Annotated in this window: 20 protein-coding genes; 11 read left to right on the top strand and 9 right to left on the bottom strand. The window is 76.5% G+C overall.

What is annotated here, in order from left to right; genetic code table 11:
* The first annotated feature begins 13 nt into the window (after positions 1–13).
* From ABD994_RS05490 to ABD994_RS05475, 4 genes are read left to right on the top strand one after another with little or no spacing between them, the layout of a single operon-like run.
* Positions 14–493 (top strand): (2Fe-2S)-binding protein, encoded by a 480-nt coding sequence (locus ABD994_RS05490; protein ID WP_345411523.1) that lies wholly within the window; start codon positions 14–16, stop codon positions 491–493.
* Complete coding sequence (locus ABD994_RS05485; protein ID WP_345411521.1) at positions 490–3,972, top strand: molybdopterin cofactor-binding domain-containing protein; 3,483 nt, start codon at positions 490–492, stop codon at positions 3,970–3,972. The genes ABD994_RS05490 and ABD994_RS05485 overlap by 4 nt, the downstream gene beginning before the upstream one ends.
* Positions 3,973–3,983: 11 nt before the next feature.
* A complete protein-coding gene (locus tag ABD994_RS05480) occupies positions 3,984–4,688 on the top strand; it encodes a hypothetical protein (protein WP_345411519.1) in 705 nt (234 codons plus the stop codon).
* A gap of 18 nt (positions 4,689–4,706) precedes the next feature.
* On the top strand, positions 4,707–5,471 hold the full coding sequence (locus ABD994_RS05475) for a crotonase/enoyl-CoA hydratase family protein (protein WP_345411517.1): 765 nt from the start codon (positions 4,707–4,709) through the stop codon (positions 5,469–5,471).
* A 71-nt stretch (positions 5,472–5,542) separates the two neighbouring features.
* Here ABD994_RS05475 and ABD994_RS05470 read toward each other — a convergent pair whose 3' ends face one another.
* Positions 5,543–5,956, bottom strand: coding sequence for an SAM-dependent methyltransferase (locus tag ABD994_RS05470; protein ID WP_345411515.1), 414 nt, complete (start codon positions 5,954–5,956; stop codon positions 5,543–5,545).
* Positions 5,957–6,001: 45 nt separating this feature from the next.
* Here ABD994_RS05470 and ABD994_RS05465 point away from each other — a divergent pair, with 45 nt between their 5' ends.
* The 6 genes from ABD994_RS05465 to ABD994_RS05440 all read left to right on the top strand — a co-directional run bounded on the left by ABD994_RS05465 (position 6,002) and on the right by ABD994_RS05440 (position 9,778).
* A complete protein-coding gene (locus ABD994_RS05465) occupies positions 6,002–6,463 on the top strand; it encodes a DUF1707 SHOCT-like domain-containing protein (protein WP_345411513.1) in 462 nt (153 codons plus the stop codon).
* A gap of 68 nt (positions 6,464–6,531) precedes the next feature.
* Positions 6,532–6,975: a hypothetical protein gene (locus ABD994_RS05460; RefSeq protein WP_345411511.1), complete on the top strand. Its 444-nt coding sequence runs from the start codon at positions 6,532–6,534 to the stop codon at positions 6,973–6,975.
* Positions 6,976–7,037: 62 nt separating this feature from the next.
* A complete protein-coding gene (locus ABD994_RS05455; protein ID WP_345411509.1) occupies positions 7,038–8,390 on the top strand; it encodes an HNH endonuclease signature motif containing protein in 1,353 nt (450 codons plus the stop codon).
* A gap of 20 nt (positions 8,391–8,410) precedes the next feature.
* Positions 8,411–8,728 carry a hypothetical protein gene (locus ABD994_RS05450; RefSeq protein ID WP_345411507.1) on the top strand — a complete coding sequence of 106 codons (318 nt, stop codon included), beginning with the start codon at positions 8,411–8,413 and terminating at the stop codon, positions 8,726–8,728.
* Position 8,729: 1 nt separating this feature from the next.
* Complete coding sequence (locus ABD994_RS05445) at positions 8,730–9,410, top strand: MBL fold metallo-hydrolase (RefSeq protein ID WP_345411505.1); 681 nt, start codon at positions 8,730–8,732, stop codon at positions 9,408–9,410.
* Between the two features lie 41 nt (positions 9,411–9,451).
* Positions 9,452–9,778: a hypothetical protein gene (locus ABD994_RS05440; RefSeq protein ID WP_345411503.1), complete on the top strand. Its 327-nt coding sequence runs from the start codon at positions 9,452–9,454 to the stop codon at positions 9,776–9,778.
* A 4-nt stretch (positions 9,779–9,782) separates the two neighbouring features.
* On the opposite strand, the gene ABD994_RS05435 is transcribed toward ABD994_RS05440, so the two are convergent.
* The 4 genes from ABD994_RS05435 to ABD994_RS05420 all read right to left on the bottom strand — a co-directional run bounded on the left by ABD994_RS05435 (position 9,783) and on the right by ABD994_RS05420 (position 11,944).
* Complete coding sequence (locus ABD994_RS05435) at positions 9,783–10,625, bottom strand: hypothetical protein (RefSeq protein ID WP_345411501.1); 843 nt, start codon at positions 10,623–10,625, stop codon at positions 9,783–9,785.
* A gap of 104 nt (positions 10,626–10,729) precedes the next feature.
* Positions 10,730–10,942, bottom strand: coding sequence for a hypothetical protein (locus ABD994_RS05430; RefSeq protein ID WP_345411499.1), 213 nt, complete (start codon positions 10,940–10,942; stop codon positions 10,730–10,732).
* 103 nt (positions 10,943–11,045) lie between these two features.
* The gene (locus ABD994_RS05425; RefSeq protein ID WP_345411497.1) at positions 11,046–11,618 is read right to left on the bottom strand and encodes a TetR/AcrR family transcriptional regulator; all 573 of its coding nucleotides are present in this window, start codon (positions 11,616–11,618) and stop codon (positions 11,046–11,048) included.
* The gene (locus ABD994_RS05420) at positions 11,615–11,944 is read right to left on the bottom strand and encodes a DMT family transporter (RefSeq protein ID WP_345411495.1); all 330 of its coding nucleotides are present in this window, start codon (positions 11,942–11,944) and stop codon (positions 11,615–11,617) included. The genes ABD994_RS05425 and ABD994_RS05420 overlap by 4 nt, the downstream gene beginning before the upstream one ends.
* A gap of 141 nt (positions 11,945–12,085) precedes the next feature.
* Between ABD994_RS05420 and ABD994_RS05415 the strand changes: the two genes are divergently transcribed.
* The gene (locus ABD994_RS05415) at positions 12,086–13,066 is read left to right on the top strand and encodes an AraC family transcriptional regulator (protein ID WP_345411493.1); all 981 of its coding nucleotides are present in this window, start codon (positions 12,086–12,088) and stop codon (positions 13,064–13,066) included.
* 15 nt (positions 13,067–13,081) lie between these two features.
* Here the strand turns inward: ABD994_RS05415 and ABD994_RS05410 are convergent, their stop codons facing one another.
* From ABD994_RS05410 to ABD994_RS05395, 4 genes are all read right to left on the bottom strand, one after another.
* Complete coding sequence (locus ABD994_RS05410; protein ID WP_345411491.1) at positions 13,082–13,825, bottom strand: ANTAR domain-containing protein; 744 nt, start codon at positions 13,823–13,825, stop codon at positions 13,082–13,084.
* 183 nt (positions 13,826–14,008) lie between these two features.
* Positions 14,009–14,818: an adenylate/guanylate cyclase domain-containing protein gene (locus ABD994_RS05405; RefSeq protein ID WP_345411490.1), complete on the bottom strand. Its 810-nt coding sequence runs from the start codon at positions 14,816–14,818 to the stop codon at positions 14,009–14,011.
* Positions 14,819–14,843: 25 nt separating this feature from the next.
* The gene (locus ABD994_RS05400) at positions 14,844–15,710 is read right to left on the bottom strand and encodes a GAF and ANTAR domain-containing protein (protein WP_345411488.1); all 867 of its coding nucleotides are present in this window, start codon (positions 15,708–15,710) and stop codon (positions 14,844–14,846) included.
* A gap of 73 nt (positions 15,711–15,783) precedes the next feature.
* Positions 15,784–16,707 carry a pseudouridine-5'-phosphate glycosidase gene (locus ABD994_RS05395; protein ID WP_345411486.1) on the bottom strand — a complete coding sequence of 308 codons (924 nt, stop codon included), beginning with the start codon at positions 16,705–16,707 and terminating at the stop codon, positions 15,784–15,786.
* Positions 16,708–16,711: the final 4 nt, after the last annotated feature.

The raw sequence follows: 16,711 nt of genomic DNA, 5'->3' as shown, positions 1-16,711 counted from the left end.
CAGGAGGCGAGCCATGACCCACCACACCCTGGTCGTCGACGGCGAGACCGTCACCGTCCCGACGTCCGGCACGCCCCTGCTCGCCGACGTCCTGCGCGACCGCCTCGGCCGCACCGGCACCAAGATCGCGTGCGGGCGCGGCGAGTGCGGCGCGTGCACCGTGCTCGTCGGGGGCCGCCCGACGATGGCGTGCACGACGCCGGCGGTGCTGGTGCGCGAGCCGGTGGAGACCGTCGAGGGCCTGGCGGACGAGAGCGCCGACCTGCGCGCCGCGTTCGCCGACACCGGCGCGTTCCAGTGCGGCTTCTGCACGCCGGGCCAGGTCGTCCACGCGACGGCGCTGCTGCGCGACGGGCTGCCACCGGGCGAGGAGGAGCAGCGGGAGCACGTGCGCCACGAGCTCTCCGGGAACCTGTGCCGCTGCACCGGCTACCAGGCGATCGTCACGTCGGTGTGCGCGGTGGCGTCGGCCCGCGAGGGGGCGTCCTCGTGAGCTGGGTGGGTCGCCGCGTCCGCCCGATCGACTGGGACGACCGCAGCGCCGGGCGCACGCTCTTCACCGCCGACCTCCCGGGCGACCACCTCGTCGGGCGCGTGCTGCGCTCGCCGCACGCCCACGCCCGGGTCGTCGCGGTCGACACCGCGCGGGCGCGCCGGATGCCGGGCGTGCACGCGGTCGTCACGGCCGCCGACTTCGCGCCCGACGCGCTCTACGTGCACCGCGGCGGGCCGCTGTCGGACCGCCCGCCCCTGGCGCGCGACGTGGTGCGCCACGTGGGGCAGGAGGTCGCCGCGGTCGCGGCCGAGACCCCGGAGCAGGCGGCCGCGGCGCTGCGCGCGATCCGGGTGCGCTACCGCCCGCTCCCCGCGCCACTGACCACCGACCGGGCCCGCGCGGCCGGCGCCCCCACCCTGCACGTGCGCACCACCGACGAGCCCAACGTCGCGATGCGGGTGGACACCGTCTGGGGCGACCCGGCGGCCGGGCGCGCGGCGTCCACCGTCACCGTCGAGGGGGCGTTCGCCTACCCGAGCGTGTCGCACGCGGTGATGGAGCCGAACACGACGCTCGCCGCCTACGACGCCGAGCACGGCCGCGTCGAGCTGTGGACCTCGACGCAGGCGCCGTGGTTCATCGCCAAGGAGGTCAGCCAGCTGCTCGGGCTGGCGCACGACGACGTCGTCATCCGGGAGGTGGCGACCGGCGGCGGGTTCGGCAGCAAGTCGAAGGCCTCGGAGCACGAGGTGCTGGCCGCGGCGCTGTCCCGCGCGGCCGGGCGCCCGGTGCTGCTGGCGCTGTCGCGTGAGGAGGAGTTCGCCTCGACCAAGCCCCGGCACCGCTTCGCGACCCGGCTGCTCAGCCACGCCGACGCCGACGGGGTGCTGCGCGCGCTCGACGCCGAGATCGACGTCGACAACGGGTCGTACAACCACATGGGCAGCTCGGTCATGCGCGTCGGCATGATCACGCTCGGGTCGATGTACCGGCCCGACGGCGTCGAGGTCACCGCGCGGCTCGTCGACACCGCGACCCAGCCCGGCGGGCAGTTCCGCGGGTACGGCACGCCGCAGGTGTCGCTGGCGATGGAGTCGCAGCTCGACGAGATCGCCGCGCGCCTCGGGATCGACCCCCTGGAGCTGCGCCTGCGCAACCTCGCGCCCGAGCACGCCGAGACGCTCTGCGGCTACCGGGTGGGCACCAACCGTCTCGGCGACTGCCTCGTCGCGGTGCGGGAGGGGCTGGACTGGCCTGCTCGTGATGCCGCTGGACCGCGGCCGTCGGGCGGTCCGGTGGCGCGGGGCTACGGCGTCGCCGCCGGCGCGCACGGCAGCGGCGCCTACGCCTACGAGCACGCCGACCGCAGCGACGCCGCCGTCGACCTCTTCGGTGACGGGCACGTCCGCGTGCGCCACGGCGGTGCCGACGCCGGGACCGGCCAGAACACCGTCCTCGCGCAGATCGCCGCCGACGAGCTGGGCGTCGACCTCGCCGACGTCGAGGTGCTGTCGATGGACAGCGACCGCACGCCGTTCGAGCTCGGCGCGTGGTCGTCGCGCGGGACGCACATGACGGGGTCGTCGGTGGGCAAGGCCGCCCGCGAGTTCGCCGACCGCCTGCGCCGCCACGCCGCGGACAAGCTCGGTGCCGCCCCCGGGGACGTGGCGCTGTCCGGCGGCCGGGCCCGATCGGACCTCGGGGACGTCGAGCTGGGCGACCTCGTCGACCTCTCCGGCGAGGCCGTCGACGGCGCCCTCACCCACGAGACCACCTACCGCGTCGACGGCACCGAGATGCTCACGCCCGGGAAGGACCGCGCCAACCTCTCCCCCAGCTACGCCTTCGCCGCGCACGGCGCCGTCGTCGACGTCGACCGGCGCACCGGGCAGGTGCGGGTCGTCGACTACCTCGCCGCCCACGACGTCGGCCGCGCCATCAACCCGACCGCGGTCGAGGGCCAGATCGTCGGCGGCGCGGTGATGGGGCTGGGCGCCGCGCTGGGCGAGGACCTCGTGCGCGAGGGCGGGCGCGTCGTCAACTCGACCTACCTGCACTACGCGATGCCGCGCAACGCCGACGTGCCGTCGGTGCGGGCGCACGTCGTGGACAACCACGAGGCGGCCGGCCCGTACGGCGCGAAGTCGGTCGGCGAGATGTCGATCGTGCCGCCGGGCGCGGCGGTGGCCAACGCGGTCGCCGACGCGGTGGGCGTGCGGATCCGCGAGCTGCCGATCACGCCGGACAAGGTGGTGACCGCGCTCGCCGAGCAGGAGGGCCGGCGGCGCCGCCACGGGATCTGGCGGCGGCCGTCGCGGTGGTGGATCGCGGCGGTCCGCGCGGCGTACCCGCGCGGGCTGCACCACGTCCTCGACCGGTGGGGCACGCGGCTCGGTGCCGCCCGCCGGGCGCGGTCCCACGCGCCCGCACCGGCCCCGTCGGTGCACGTCCCGGCCGACCTGCCCGAGGCCCTGGCCGCGCTGGCGTCCCCCGAGGCCGCGGCGCTGGGCGGGGGCACCGACGTGCTCCCCGACCGCCCGCGCCAGGCCCGGCCGGCCCCGGTCCTCGTGGCCGTGGGGACCCTGCCCGAACTGCGGCGCCTCGAGGTCCGCGACGGGACGCTGCACGTCGGCGGCGCCGTCACGCTCGCCGAACTGGCCCGGCACCCGGCGACGCCGCCTGAGTTGGCGACGGCGGTGCGCTCGATCGCGTCGCCGCAGATCCGCAACACCGCGACGGTCGCCGGCAACCTCGTGCAGGCCAAGCGCTGCTGGTTCTTCCGCAACGGGTTCGACTGCTACAAGCGCAACGGCGCCACCAGCCCCTGCTACGCGATCCTCGGCGACCACCGCTTCCAGCACGCCGCCGTGGACGCCCACCGCTGCCAGGCCGTCACGCCGTCCGACGTCGGCAACGTCCTGCCGGCGCTCGACGCGGTGCTGACCCTCGCCCGCGCCGACGGGAGCCGCCGGACCGTGGCGGCGTCGGCGTTCTACACCGGGCCCGGCGAGACGGTGCTGCGCGACGACGAGATCGTCGAGGCGCTCGCCGTGCCGCTGCCGGCCGCCCGCCGGGGTGCGTACACGAAGCTGGGCCTCTACACCGGCGACTTCGCGACGGCCGCGGCCGCGGTGACGGCGTCGGTGGGCGCGGACGGCACGTGGGACGACGTGCGGATCGTGCTCGGCGCCCTCGCACCGACGCCGTGGCGGCTCACCGCGGTCGAGGACGCGCTGCGCGGCACCCGCCCGACCGTCGCCGGCGTGCGGCGGCTCGTCGACCGCGAGCTGGACGCCCACGCCCACCCGCTGCCGCGCAACGGCTGGAAGCTCGACGCGGCCGCCGGGCTGGTCGAGCAGGCCGTCGAGGCGCTGCTCACCGACGCCCACGGGGGTCCGACCACCCCGGGTGCGGGCCCCGCGGGAGCGATGGGGCACCGTGCAGGGCAGGTGAGTGGCGGCGTCGGCGCCCGGTGAAGCGTCGTGGAGTGGGTGAGGCACTGATGTCCGGCACGGGCGACACCGAGCGGGACGAGCCCGCGACCTCGGGCGCAAGCACGCGCGACGACGAGCGCACGGGCACGGCCGTGGACCTCGCCGACTGGGAGGACGGCGCCGAGGAGACCCCGACCGGGTCCGACACGGGGACCGACGCCGGGACCGACCCCGCATCCGACCCCGCGTCCGACCCCGATGAGGAGACGGCCGTCGCGTCGACCGACGACGACCTCGACGACGACGTCGACGACCTGGAGGACGAGGACGAGGACGAGCGCCGCCGGCCGTCGTGGGCGCTGACGATCACCCTCGGGGTGGTGGCCGTCCTCGCGGTGGCGGCGCTGGCGGTGACGACGCTGATCGTGCCCGGCTGGGCGGTGAAGCCCGGGTCGCCCGACGACACCGCGAACGAGGTCACGACCGCGCTCGCGCTGAAGGACGCGGGTGCGATCGAGGCCGCGTCGTGCCGCAACCAGCAGGGCGGGACGGCCAACCCGTTCCCGCCGGACCTGCTCGGGCTCATCACGAACGTCCGCACCGCCGGCCCGGCCCGGATGCAGCTGGACACGCAGGCCACGGCGCCGATCGACCTGTCCGCGAGCGCGGGCGGCCGCACCCAGACCCTGCCCGCCGACCTCATCCTGGCCGTGAACGACGGGCAGTGGTGCCTGGCGGGTATCTCCCAGCGGCAGTAGTCGAGCAGGATCGCCGCCGTGGACACCGTTCTCGTGGAGCGCCGCGGCCCCGTCACGATCGTCGCGCTGAACCGTCCGGAGAAGCGCAACGCCGTCGACCGCGCCACCGCGGAGCGCCTCGCGGACGCGTTCCGGGCGTTCGACACCGACGACGACGCGGCCGTGGCGATCCTGCGTGGCGAGGGCCCGTCGTTCTGCGCGGGCGCCGACCTGGCCGCCGTGAGCAGCGGCGACGGCAACCGCGTCGAGCCCGACGGCGACGGCCCGATGGGCCCGACGCGGCTGCGGCTGGGCAAGCCGGTGATCGCCTCCGTGCACGGGTACGCCGTCGCCGGCGGGCTGGAGCTGGCGCTGTGGGCGGACCTGCGGGTGGCCGACGAGACCGCGGTGTTCGGGGTGTTCTGCCGGCGCTGGGGCGTGCCGCTGATCGACGGCGGCACCGTGCGCCTGCCGCGGCTGATCGGCCGCAGCCGGGCGATGGACCTCGTCCTCACCGGCCGCCCCGTCGCCGCCGACGAGGCCCTGGCGATGGGCCTGGCCAACCGCGTCGTGCCCGCGGGGACGGCCCTGGACGCGAGCCTCGAGCTCGCCGAGGCGCTCGCGGCGTTCCCGCAGACGTGCCTGCGCGAGGACCGGGCCTCGGTGCTCGACCAGGAGGGCCTCGACGAGGACGCGGCCCTGACCCGGGAGTTCGCGCACGGGCAGGTGTCGCTGATGGCCGACACGGTTGCGGGCGCCACCCGCTTCGCCGCCGGCGCCGGCCGCCACGGCGCCTCCTCCTGACCCCTCCTGACGCACGGGGTGTGTCAGCGTGGCGTCCACGCTGACGCTGGGTGTCAGGAAATCCGCCACGATCACCCGCGCGGCAGGGGCACCTCGCGGCCGTCGACGACGAGCCGGCCACCCGCGCGGAGGGCGGCGGCGATCCGGGCGAGCGCGCGCTGCTCGAGCGCCGGGTGCCGCCCGTCGAGCACCCCGACGCGCACGGCGAAGGCGAGGTCGTAGGGCCCCTCACCGGGCTCGAGCGCCAGCTCCTCCACCGCGACCCGGCGCACGCGCAGCCGGCCCGCCGCGATCTCGGTGGCGCCGGCGGCGGTCGCCTGCCGCACCGCCGTGGCGGACCGGTCGATCGCCAGCACGTGGCCGGGGTCGACGCGGACGGCGACGGCGCGGGCCGCGGCGCCGGGCCCGCAGCCGATCTCCAGCACCCGCATCCCGGGCGCCAGCGGCAGGGCGTCCACCATCGCCGCGAGCCGGGGCGAGAGCACGCCGCGACCGTAGACCGCGCGGCGCGGGGGTCCCATGATGTCGGGGTGACCGAGCCGGCAACCCCACCGCCGCCGCAGCATCCGTCGCCCCGCATCGGCACCGCCGAGCGCGAGGCGGCGATGAAGGCCCTCGACGCCCACCTCGAGGCCGGCCGCCTCGACCCCGAGGAGTACGGCGAGCGCAGCGCACGCGTCACCGAGGCCCGTACGGCCGAGGACCTCGACCCGCTCTTCGCCGACCTCCCCGCCCCGCACCCGACGGCCGACAGCGCGGCACCCGACGGCCGCCGCCCGGCCGTGTCGCCCGCGGGCAACCCCGCGCCGCGCGAGCCCGGCTTCCTCGCGCGCTACGGCCCGGCCATCAGCGGCGCGCTCCCGATCATCGCGCTGATCCTGTTCTTCACGGTGCCGATCGCGCACGCCTGGGTCTTCTTCCTGCTCATCCCCCTCGGCGGCGCCCTGTTCGCCCGCTCGCGCCAGCAGCAGGGGGACGACCGGGACCGCTGACGCGCGTGGGGCGAAACGAGACGCAAACGCCACCGACCGGTCGCCCGGGCTCGGGCAGGGTGGCCGCCATGGCGTCGACGGCGGGACCCCTCGGACCGGGTGACGCGCCCACGGTGCGGATCGCCCGCGGTGGGTCGCGCTCCACGATGATCTGGCAGGTCCTCAGCGCCCTCGCCCTGCTCGCGATGGGCGGCATCCACCTCTACCTGGCGCTGACCAGCACCGGCGGCGTGCTCGGCGTGCTGTTCGTCCTCAACGCGATCGGCGGGCTCGTGCTGGCCCTCGCCGTCCTGCTCACCCGCGGGCGCCTGCTCGCCGTGGCGGCCGTCCTCGGGCTGCTGTTCCTCGCCGGCACGCTGCTCTCGCTGGTGCTCGCCCTGACCGTCGGGCTGTTCGGGCTGCGGTCGAGCCTCGACTACGAGCTCGCCCCGACCACCCTCGTCGTCGAGTCGGTGGGCACGATCATCCTGCTCGTGACGACGGTGCTGGTCGTCCGCCGCACGGCCCGCTGACTCTCCCGGCATCGCCCTCGACCGGCCCGTCATTGTCGGGGGTCGGCTCTAGAATCGAACACATGAGCGAACGCGGGGTCGGGGTGGTGGAGCGGGAGCTGCTCGACCGGGCCCGCGACGCCGAGGTCGCCCGGCGCCGCGACTACTACGCGCGTCTGGAGCTGGTGGCCGAGCTGGACCGGGCGGCGGTGGCCGAGGCGACCGGGGACCGCGGCACGGTGCGGTTGTTGCAGGCGCACTGGAACGTCGATCACGCCGAGGCCAAGCGGCTGCTCGACGAGGCGGGCGACCTGGTGGCGCGTCGCTCGTTGCAGGGCGAGCGGCTACCGGCACGGTTCCCGTGCACTTCCGCCGCGGTGGCGGCGGGCGCGATCGGGCCCGGGCATGTCGTGGTCATCCGCCGGACCATGGCGCGCCTCGAACGCATCAGTGACCTCTCGGTCGAGGACGGGGTGGAGGCGGATCGGTTCCTGGCCGAGAAGGCCCGCCTGATGTCCCCGGCCGGGCTCACCGCCCTGGCCAAGGCGCTGGTCGCCCACCTGGATCCGGACGGGGAGGCGCCGCCGGAGGGGGAGGAGCGCTGCGACGAGCTGCACGTGGTGCGCCGCCGCGACGGTCGGCTGGACTTCAAGGGCAGCCTGCACGACCCGGCCGATGCCGAGGTGTTCCTCGGGGCCATCGACCCGCTGGCCGAGGAGCTGGGCCCCGAGGACACCCGCAGCCTGGAACGCCGCCGTGCGGATGCGTTGAAGGAGGTCGTCGAGAACGCCGACCCGAGCCCGGCCGGCGAGCCGGCCGACGACGCCGCGGCCGGTGACGAGCCCGAGCCGGCGCTGATCCCGCAGCCGCGCCGAGCCGAGCCGACCTCACGTCCGTCGGGGCCGTCGGGGCCGGGGCGGGTGTTGCTGACGCTGACGATGGACCACCGGTGGCTACAGCAGGCGGTGGGGCACGGGGTGCTGGACTCGGGGGCGCTGGTGCACCCGCAGACGGTGCGGCGGCTGGCCTGCGACGCCGGGATCATCCCCATGGTGCTGGGGTCACGCTCCGAGCCGCTGGACGTGGGCCGCCAGCAGCGCACCGCCCCCGACGCGATCCGCCGCGCGCTGAACCTGCGCGACGGGGGGTGCGCGTTCCCCGGTTGCACCCGCCCGCCGCGGCGCTGCCAGGCCCACCACGTCGATCACTGGCTCGACGGCGGGGACACGTGCGTGGAGAACATGTGCCTGCTGTGCCGGTTCCACCACCAGCTGGTCCACCACGGCCACTGGACCATCACCATGATCGACGGAAGGCCCTGGTTCACCCCACCGGACTGGATCGACCCCGACCGACAACCAAGGCCCGGCGGCCGACCACGGCCGCCAGAGCTTCCACAGAGCACCCTCAGCGCGGCCTGTCCGCACGGGCCGTGACCGACCACAGACTCACGGTCGTGACGGCACACGACGACAGCACGCGCCGCCTCGACACCGCTGGGACCCCGTCCGGCGTCCGCACCTGGGTGCGCTCACCCGCACGGCGGGTCCTCGACGTCCTGGTCCTGGTCCTCGTCGTCGCGATCTTCTCGTTCGTCGCCTGGCAGCAGGTCCGCGCCGGCGACCGAGGTCACCCGCGGGCGGGCCCGGCTCCGCTAACGTGCTCGGGGGTGTGGACCTGGGTGAGCTGGTCGGGTGGCCAGGACGCGGCGTCCGTACGGGAGATGCCCGCGGCCGAGCGCGACGGCGTCGTCACCGCGGTGCTGAGGACCTGACGTGCCGGCCCGTCTCCGCACCGTCGCCGACGGCGTGCACCTCGGCGCCCTCGTGCCCGGCGAGCTGCTGAACACCGTCGTCATCGACGGCCCGGCGGGCGACGTCGCCGTCGACGCCGGTCTGCCGTGGTCGGGACGGCGGCTGGCCGCGCTGCTGCGGGGCCGCGAGATCGCCGAGCACGCGGTCACCCACGCCCACGGCGACCACGTCGGCGCGAGCGCCTGGCTCTGTCGCCACACCGGCGCCCCGCTGGCAATGGGCGCGGCGGACGCCGAGCTGTTCGAGGGCGGGAGCCGGCTGGACACCCACGCCGGCGCGCTCGGCCGGCTCGTCCTCGCGCCCCTGGCCCGGGAGCGCCGGGCCGTCGAGCGCCGCCTCGCCGAGGGCGACCGCGTCGGCGGCTTCGCCGTGCTCGCCGTGCCGGGCCACAGCCCCGGCACCCTCGCGCTGTGGCGGGAGGACGACGGCGTGCTGATCGTCGGCGACGGCCCGGTCAACGTGTCCGCCGACCCGCGCGCGCCGCGCTGGCTGCCGCTGCCCCGCGGCCTGCACCAGGACCCCGCGGGCGCCGACGCGTCCCGGCGCCGGCTCGCCGCGCTGCGCCCGGCCCTCGTGGTCGGCCTGCACGGCCGCCCGGTCGCCGCACCGGACGCGTGGGCCCGCGCCGTCGGCCTCCCCTGACACCGACCGTGGCGTTACCCGATCGGCGTACCGTCGTCGGGATGGCGAAGGACGGCAAGCAGAAGAAGCACGCGGACGCGCCCGCGGAGCAGCCGGGGGTGCCGGCGGCCGGCCCGCCGGAGCGCCTCACCGCGCCGAGCCGTCCGGTCCCGGCGCCGACCACCGACGACCACGGCCGGGGCGTCACCGACACGGTGGTGGCGGTCGCTGGCGACGCCGCGCGGGTCGTCCAGCGCGTGCTGCCCGCGCGCACGCCCGCCTACCTGGGCGGCGCGGCGCTCCTCGTCCTCGGCGTCGTCGACCTGCCCGCCGCCGCGGGCGGCGCGCTGGTCTACGAGGCGCTGCGGCGCTGGCGACCCGCGGAGTAGGCCCTCACCCCGCCGTCCGCCGCCGCGAGAGGAGCTCGTCGGTCCACTCGGCGGTCTTGGTGCGCTGCCGCGCCGCCGGAGCCAGCCGGTGGGCGGCGAGCAGCAGCGCCGCGGCGCCGGCGACCACCCCCGCCTCGCCCGGAGCGCACCGTGCCGAGAACTCCTCGAGCACCCGGCCCCCGGCGAAGCGGACGCGCTCGTGGCGGGCGTGCGCGAGGTGGCAGCGCGGCCGCGGGACCGAGGCCCGCTCCACGCGCAGCGGCCCGTGCGCGCGCAGCGGGCCGTCGATCCCGCCGGTGCCGACGGCGAGCAGGGCGGCCTGCGCCGCCGTGAGCAGCTCGTGCGGCGCGACGCGGCCGTCGCGGCACGCGACGGCGAGCTCCGCGGGCACCCGCTCGACGATCTGGGTGCTGTGGAACAGCGTGCCGGGCAGGATGTCGAGCTCGACCCGCGCGCCCGGGACGGGCGTCACCTCGCCCGCGGACCCGGCGCCGCGCAGGCGGACCGTGATGTCCCAACGGTCGCGCCCGCGATCGCGCAGGCGCAGGTGCACTCCGGTACGGGCCAGGGCCAGGTCGTCGGTGTCGAGCAGGTACAGCCGCCGGTGCCGCACGCGGGCGGGGCGGGGCCCGGCGAGCAGCGCCGCCGTGTCGGCACCGGGCGCCAGCAGGATCTTGATCTCGACGCTCTCGGCGCCGCCGTCGGCGACCGCCGTCCAGCGCGGGTCGCCGGCGGGCGGGAAGCCGAGGGCGGCCGCGAGGTCGCTGCCGGGGAACAGCGGCGCGTGGTCGAGCAAGGCGTGCTCCCTGCGCGACGGCGGGGTCGCGGGGTCGGGGCCGGTGGGCACACCGCGGCACGCTGCTCGACCACGGCGGGCCGACGGTACCCGTCACGACCCGCGGCGACGACCCGTCCGGACGACGGAACGGGGTCGCTGACCAGGCCGGATGATCAGGAACGGATCGCCGTCGGCTTGGGCTTGCCCTCCCACAGCTCACCGCCGGTGAGCACGTAGACGAAGGGCACGATCGGCACCAGGGCCAGCACCGCCCACACGATCTTCGCCGTGCCGCTGAGCTCGGGGCGCACGATCAGGTTGAGCCAGACCAGCACCACCGCGACGGGGTGCAGGAAGCAGACCAGCAGCTCCGCGAGCTTCTTCATCGAGGTCCCGCCCGTCTCGGGGAGGCCGGCACGGCCGCCCGGGGAGCCCGACGGTAGCGGCCCCGGCGACCCGCGCACCAGGTGCGGATCACCCGGTTCTGGATCACCCGGCGGTCAGCAACGGGCGCAGGACGGCCTCGACGTCGGCGGCGCCCCACGGCACGGGGTCGCACCAGCAGCGCAGGAAGAGCCCGTCGACGGCGGCGCCGACCCCGGCCCGCCGGCGGGCGTCGGGGACGACCGGGGCCAGCAGCGCGTCGAGCGCGCCGGTCCAGCGCGCCCACTCCGCGCGCAGCGCCGGGCGGCGCCCCGCCTGCAGGAACAGCTCGTACTCCGCGTCGACCGCGTGGCCGCGCGCGGAGGTCGCCACGAGCTCGGCGAGCGCGGCCACGGGGTCGGCGGCGCGCGCGCACCGCTCCAGGGCCGCCACGTAGCTGTCGTTGACGCCGGCGAGCGTCGCCGAGAGCAGGTCGTCGACGGTCGGGAAGTGGTAGCTGACGAGGCTGGGCGTGAGCCGGGCCTCGGCGGCGACGGCGCGCTGGGTGACGGCGGCGACCCCACCCCGGGAGATCACGGCGATGGTGGCCTCGCGCAGCTGCCGGCGCCGGGCGTCGCCCTTGCGGCGGCGCCCGTCGCCGGCGGGGACCGGACGCCGCGTCGTGCCGGCCCGCGTCACGCCGCGCTCCGCCCGCCGAGCTCGAGGGCGAGGACACCCGTGATGACCAGGGCGATGCCCCCGACCTGCACCCACGTCAGCGACTCGCCGAGCAGCACGGTGCCGGCGACCGCGACGAGCGCCACGCCGGCCGCGGCCCACAGGCCGTAGGCGACCCCGATGCCGAGCCCGCGGGCCAGCGCCTGCGAGAGCAGGCCGAAGGCGAGGAGGTAGCCGACGACCACGACCACCGACGGCACGAGCCGCGTGAACCCCTCCGACAGCTTGAGCGACACCGTCGCCACCACCTCGCTGAGGATCGCGAGGGCGAGGAGGAGGTAGGCCACGGCGGGACCCTCCCGGGTCGGAAAACAGGGCATCTGACCAAGATTCTACCCTGTGATCGAAAACCTGGCGTCCGACCCCGGGTGACGCCCTCACCGGCGTGGGTCATACTCGGTTGCGCACAACCGAGAGGAGGACGAGGGATGACGGGCGCTGTGGCGACGGAGCCGGTGACGAGGTACCGCTGGTCCACGGGCGACCCCGAGGCCGCCGTGGAGTACCTCCGCGTCACCTACACGGACTTCCGGCCGACCCGCATACCCGCCGACGGCTTCGCGTTCTGGACCCAGCGCGCCTCCAGCGGGCCGCTGTCGATCAGTCGCCTGCGGTACTCCCCGACGTTCGAGACGCGCGTCGAGCCGCCCTCGACCCTGCAGGTCGTCCAGACACTCTCCGGTGGTCCCTACACCGTGCGCGCGGGCGGGCAGGAGGTCGGCGGGTCGCTCAAGCTCTCCCCGACCTGGTCGGCCTACGAGGCGGGCTGGGAGGACAGCACCGCCCAGATCGTCGTTCTCGAGCACGCCGAGGTGGCGCGCGTCGGTGCCGAGCTCTCCGGGCTCGACCCGGCGGCCGTGGCCTTCACCTCGTCGGCGCCCGTCTCGACCGCGCTGGCCGACTACTGGTGCCGCCTGAGCACCCAGGTCCACGACGACGTCCTCGCCTCGGACACCCTCATGGGCGAGGCGCTCGTCCGCGCCAACGCCGTCCGCGGGCTCGCCGTCGCGCTGCTCGCGACGTTCCCCAACACCGCCCTCGACGCGCTGGCCGACGCCGACACCCGGGACGACGGGCAGGCCGAGCCGGCCACGGTGCGCCGCGCGGTCGAGTTCATGGACGGGCACGCCCAGGAGGACATCGGTCTCACCGAGATCGCCGCGGCCGCCCGGATCGGCGCGCGCTCGCTGCAGCTGGCGTTCCGCCGCCACCGCGACACGACGCCGCTCGAGTACCTGCGGCGCGTCCGGCTCGACGGCGCCCACCGCGAGCTCGTCGCCGCCGACCCGACGCGGGGCGACCGGGTGGAGACGATCGCCGCGCGCTGGGGCTTCGGCCACCCGGGACGCTTCTCGGTGATCTACCGCGAGTGCTACGGCCGCTCCCCCAGCGCGACGCTGCGGCGCTGAGGCGCGCCGAGGGGCCTACGACGTGGTCGGCGCCTCGTGCGATCGGTTCGCCACCGTCTCCTCGACGAGCCACCGCGCGACGTCGACCAGCTTCATGTTGGCGTTCTGCGACGACTCGACGAGCATCGCGAACGCGTGGTCGCCGTGGACGCCGAACCGCTCGACGAGGATGCCCTTGGCCTGCCCGATCAGGTCGCGGGAACCGAGGGCGTGCTGGAGGTCGTCGGCGTGGTCGGCGCCGTGCAGCAGGAGGGCCGCCGGCACGCCGAAGAGCAGCGCGGCCACCTGCGCGGTGGCGTCGAAGGCGTGGTGGCGCCGGCCGTAGAGGTTGAGCGAGGAGCGGTGGCGCTCCTCGACCCCGAGGCGCAGCGAGAGGACCGAGCGGCACCCGGCGGCCACGGCGTGCTCGGCGAAGTCGGGCCAGCGGTCGTGGTCGGCGCCCCCGAGGTCGGCGGCCACCACCAGGCCGCACTCCGGCGGGTGGTCGGCGGCCTCGATGCACGGCCCCTGCCCGACGCTGATCTGCACGGCGTCGAGGGCGGCGATCTCGTCGTCGGTGGCGCGGTCGGGCGCGTCGGCGTTGGGGTCGGTGCGGGTCAGGCTCGCTCCGTCGGCCCCGTCGACGGCCTCGACGGCGGCCCGCAGGACGCCGGTGACGAGGTCGTCGCGGTGCCGGGTGGCCCGGTCGGCGGTGAGGGCCTCCACCCGGCGACGCAGGCCGGCCAGGGTGTGGAGGTCGACGTCTCGGTCGAACGACACAGCGCACCTCTGCTGTTCGCGAGGAAGGTCGCGCACGCGCGACCCGGGTCGCAGGCCCCTGGGTGGACCTGCCGGGACTGTACATCCTCATCGTTCTCCGGACATCGACGGAGCGCCACGGCCTCGCTGCAGAAAGGAATCGGCCGGACCCTCAGCCACGACGACAACGGCTTCGCCTGACGTCTACGGCCGGTCCACCGAGAAGATCTGCAGGTCGTCGGGGACACCCTTGAGGCGGGTGTGCCAGCGCTTGCGGCGCACCCGCAGGGCCGACTCGTCGAGGCGCGCGAGCAGGTCGCCGCTGACCAGGACCTCGTCGGCGCCCGCCCGGTCACCGAGGCGGGCGGCGGTGTTGACCGCGACGCCCAGGTAGTCGCCGCCCACGCGGCGCGGGCGCCCGACGTGCAGGCCCGCCCGCATCCGGGGCGTCCAGCCGCCGGCGTGCACGCCGGCCAGCCGGTCCCGCGCCGCGAACACCGCCTCGACCGCGCCGATCGGGTCGGCGAGCGCGGCCATCATCCCGTCGCCGAGACGCTTGACCACGGTGCCGCCGCGGTCGGTCACCGGCTTCTCCCACGCCTCGCTGACGTCGCGCAGGACCCGCTGCACCTCGGCGTCCCCGGCCGCCAGGGCCCAGCGAGAGAACTCCACGAGGTCGGTGAACACCAGCACCACGTCCCGCTCGCCGACGCCGCCGCCGCACCGCTCGAGCAGTGCCTGCCAGAGCTGCAGCCCGCCGAGGCCGACCTCGCGCGTCACGCCCGGGCGGTCCCCGGTGATCTCGACGACCGCGCGGCCCGCGAACTCCGCGTGCCGCGCCCCGCCCAGCGTGAGCGGGTCGCCGAAGTGCGCGTCGCCGGGCAGCGCGCGGCGGACCCGCTGCACCGCCGTCCGCAGCCCGTCCGAGCGGTCCAGCTCGCGCGCCCGGCGCCCCGCGGCACCGAGGGCGGCGCGGAACCGCCGGGCACGGCCACCGGGCTCCTGGTCGTCCACCCGCTGATCATCGCCCACGCCGGGATCAGAGGTCCGCGCGGCGCTCGGCGATCGTGGCGGCGACGTCGCGCAGCTTGACGTTGAGGTCCTGCGACGCCCGCCGCAGGATGTCGAACGCCTGGTCGGCGGAGAGGCCGCGACGCTCCATGAGGATGCCCTTGGCCTGCCCGATGACGTCGCGCGAGTCGAGCGCGGTCTGGAACTGGGTGTCCCGCAGCTCGGACGCCTCGGTGACCGTGACGTAGGCCAGCGCGGTGGACACGTGCGCGGCGAGCAGCACCGCCGCCTCGCGGTCGGCGCGCCCCAGGCCGCCGGTGTCGCGGCGGTAGAAGTTCAGCGCGCCCCGCAACGGACGCTTCTCGCCGACCGGGAAGAGCCCGATCGCGAAGACGCTGCGCGCGCCCTCCTCGGCGGCCCGCGGCCCGAAGCGCGGGAAGCCCGGGTCGTGCGCGAGGTCGTCGCTCTGCGCGACGCCGAGCCCGCCGGCGGCGAGCGCCCGCACGCACGGCCCCTCTTCCTGCGCGTACTGCACCTCGTCGAGCCGGACGGCCAGCGGGTCGGAGTACGCCGGCGTGGAGTAGCCGTCCCGGCCGCCGCGGTCGAGCGTGACGCTGACGACGTCCGCCCCGGCGACGACGCGGGCGCCGATCTCGACGACGTGCTCGAGGACGCCGTTGACCCCGCCCGGCAGGCCGGGGCCGAGCAGGCTGCGCGAGAGCTCGCCGACCGCCTCGGCGAGCAGGCTGATGCGCGGGCCGCCCCGGGGGGCGCTGCCCGCCGTCGGGTAGCCGTCGTCGCCGCGGGCGCGTGCGCTCGCGTCCTCGGCCACGAAGGCCTCGCGCTCGGCGTCCCAGTCGACCTCGCTGCCGACCCCGCTGCCCTGCCCGGTCACCGCTTCTCCCTTCGTCGCCGCTCATCGTGCCCGGCCCGCCGCCGCGGCATCCACCCAGGCCGCCCGACGCGCGTCACGGTCGCGGCCCGGAGAGGGCGGTGGCCACCTCGCCGGCCAGGGCGACGTTGCCGCGGTACACCGCGAGGTTGACCTCGAGACTGCGGCCCTGCGTGGCGCGGTGGACGTGGTCGAGCAGGAACGGCGTCGTGTCGTGCCCGGCGATCCCCTGCTCCGCGGCCCGCGCGAGGGCGGCGTCGAGCACCGCCCGGTGCTCCCCGACGTCGAGCTGGGCCTCCGCGGCGATCGGGTTCGCCAGCAGCACCGCCGACCGCAGCCCGAGCGCGTCACGCGCCCGCACGACGGCCGCGGCACCGGCCGCGTCCTCGACGCGCGCCGGGACCGGCACGCCGGCGTCGCGCACGTAGAAGCCGGGGAACGCGTCGGTGCGGTAGCCGAGCACGGTGACGTTGAGGGTCTCGAGACGCTCGAGGGTCGCGGGCACGTCGAGGATCGACTTGACGCCCGCCGACACCACGAGGATCGGGACGCCGGCGAGCGCGACCAGGTCGGCGGACTCGTCGAACGTCGTCGCCGCGCCGCGGTGCACCCCACCGAGCCCGCCCGTCGCGAACACGCCGATGCCGGCCCGGTGCGCGAGCAGCGCCGTCGCGGCCACCGTCGTGCCGCCGTCGACCCCGCGGGCCACCACGACCGGCAGGTCGCGCACGCTCACCTTCTCGACGCGCTCCCCCGCCGCCAGCCGCTCGAGCTCGGCGCCGGTCAGGCCCACGACCGCCCGCCCGCCCACGACGCCGACGGTCGCCGGCACGACCCCCGCGTCGCGCAGGAGCGCCTCCGCCTCCGCGGCCGCCGCGAGGTTGCGGGGCCGCGGCAGGCCGTGGGTGATGATCGTGGACTCGAGGGCGACGACGGGGCGGCCGTCGGCCACCGCGCGGGCGACCTCCGCGGACACCGACACGGCCGACGACGACGACACGGAC

Origin of the sequence: Actinomycetospora chlora (assembly GCF_039542135.1) — a bacterium.
GTDB classification, from domain to species: Bacteria; Actinomycetota; Actinomycetes; order Mycobacteriales; family Pseudonocardiaceae; genus Actinomycetospora; species Actinomycetospora chlora.
The sequence above is the reverse complement of the archived record's forward strand: the minus strand, read 5'-3'. Positions and strand labels throughout refer to the sequence as shown.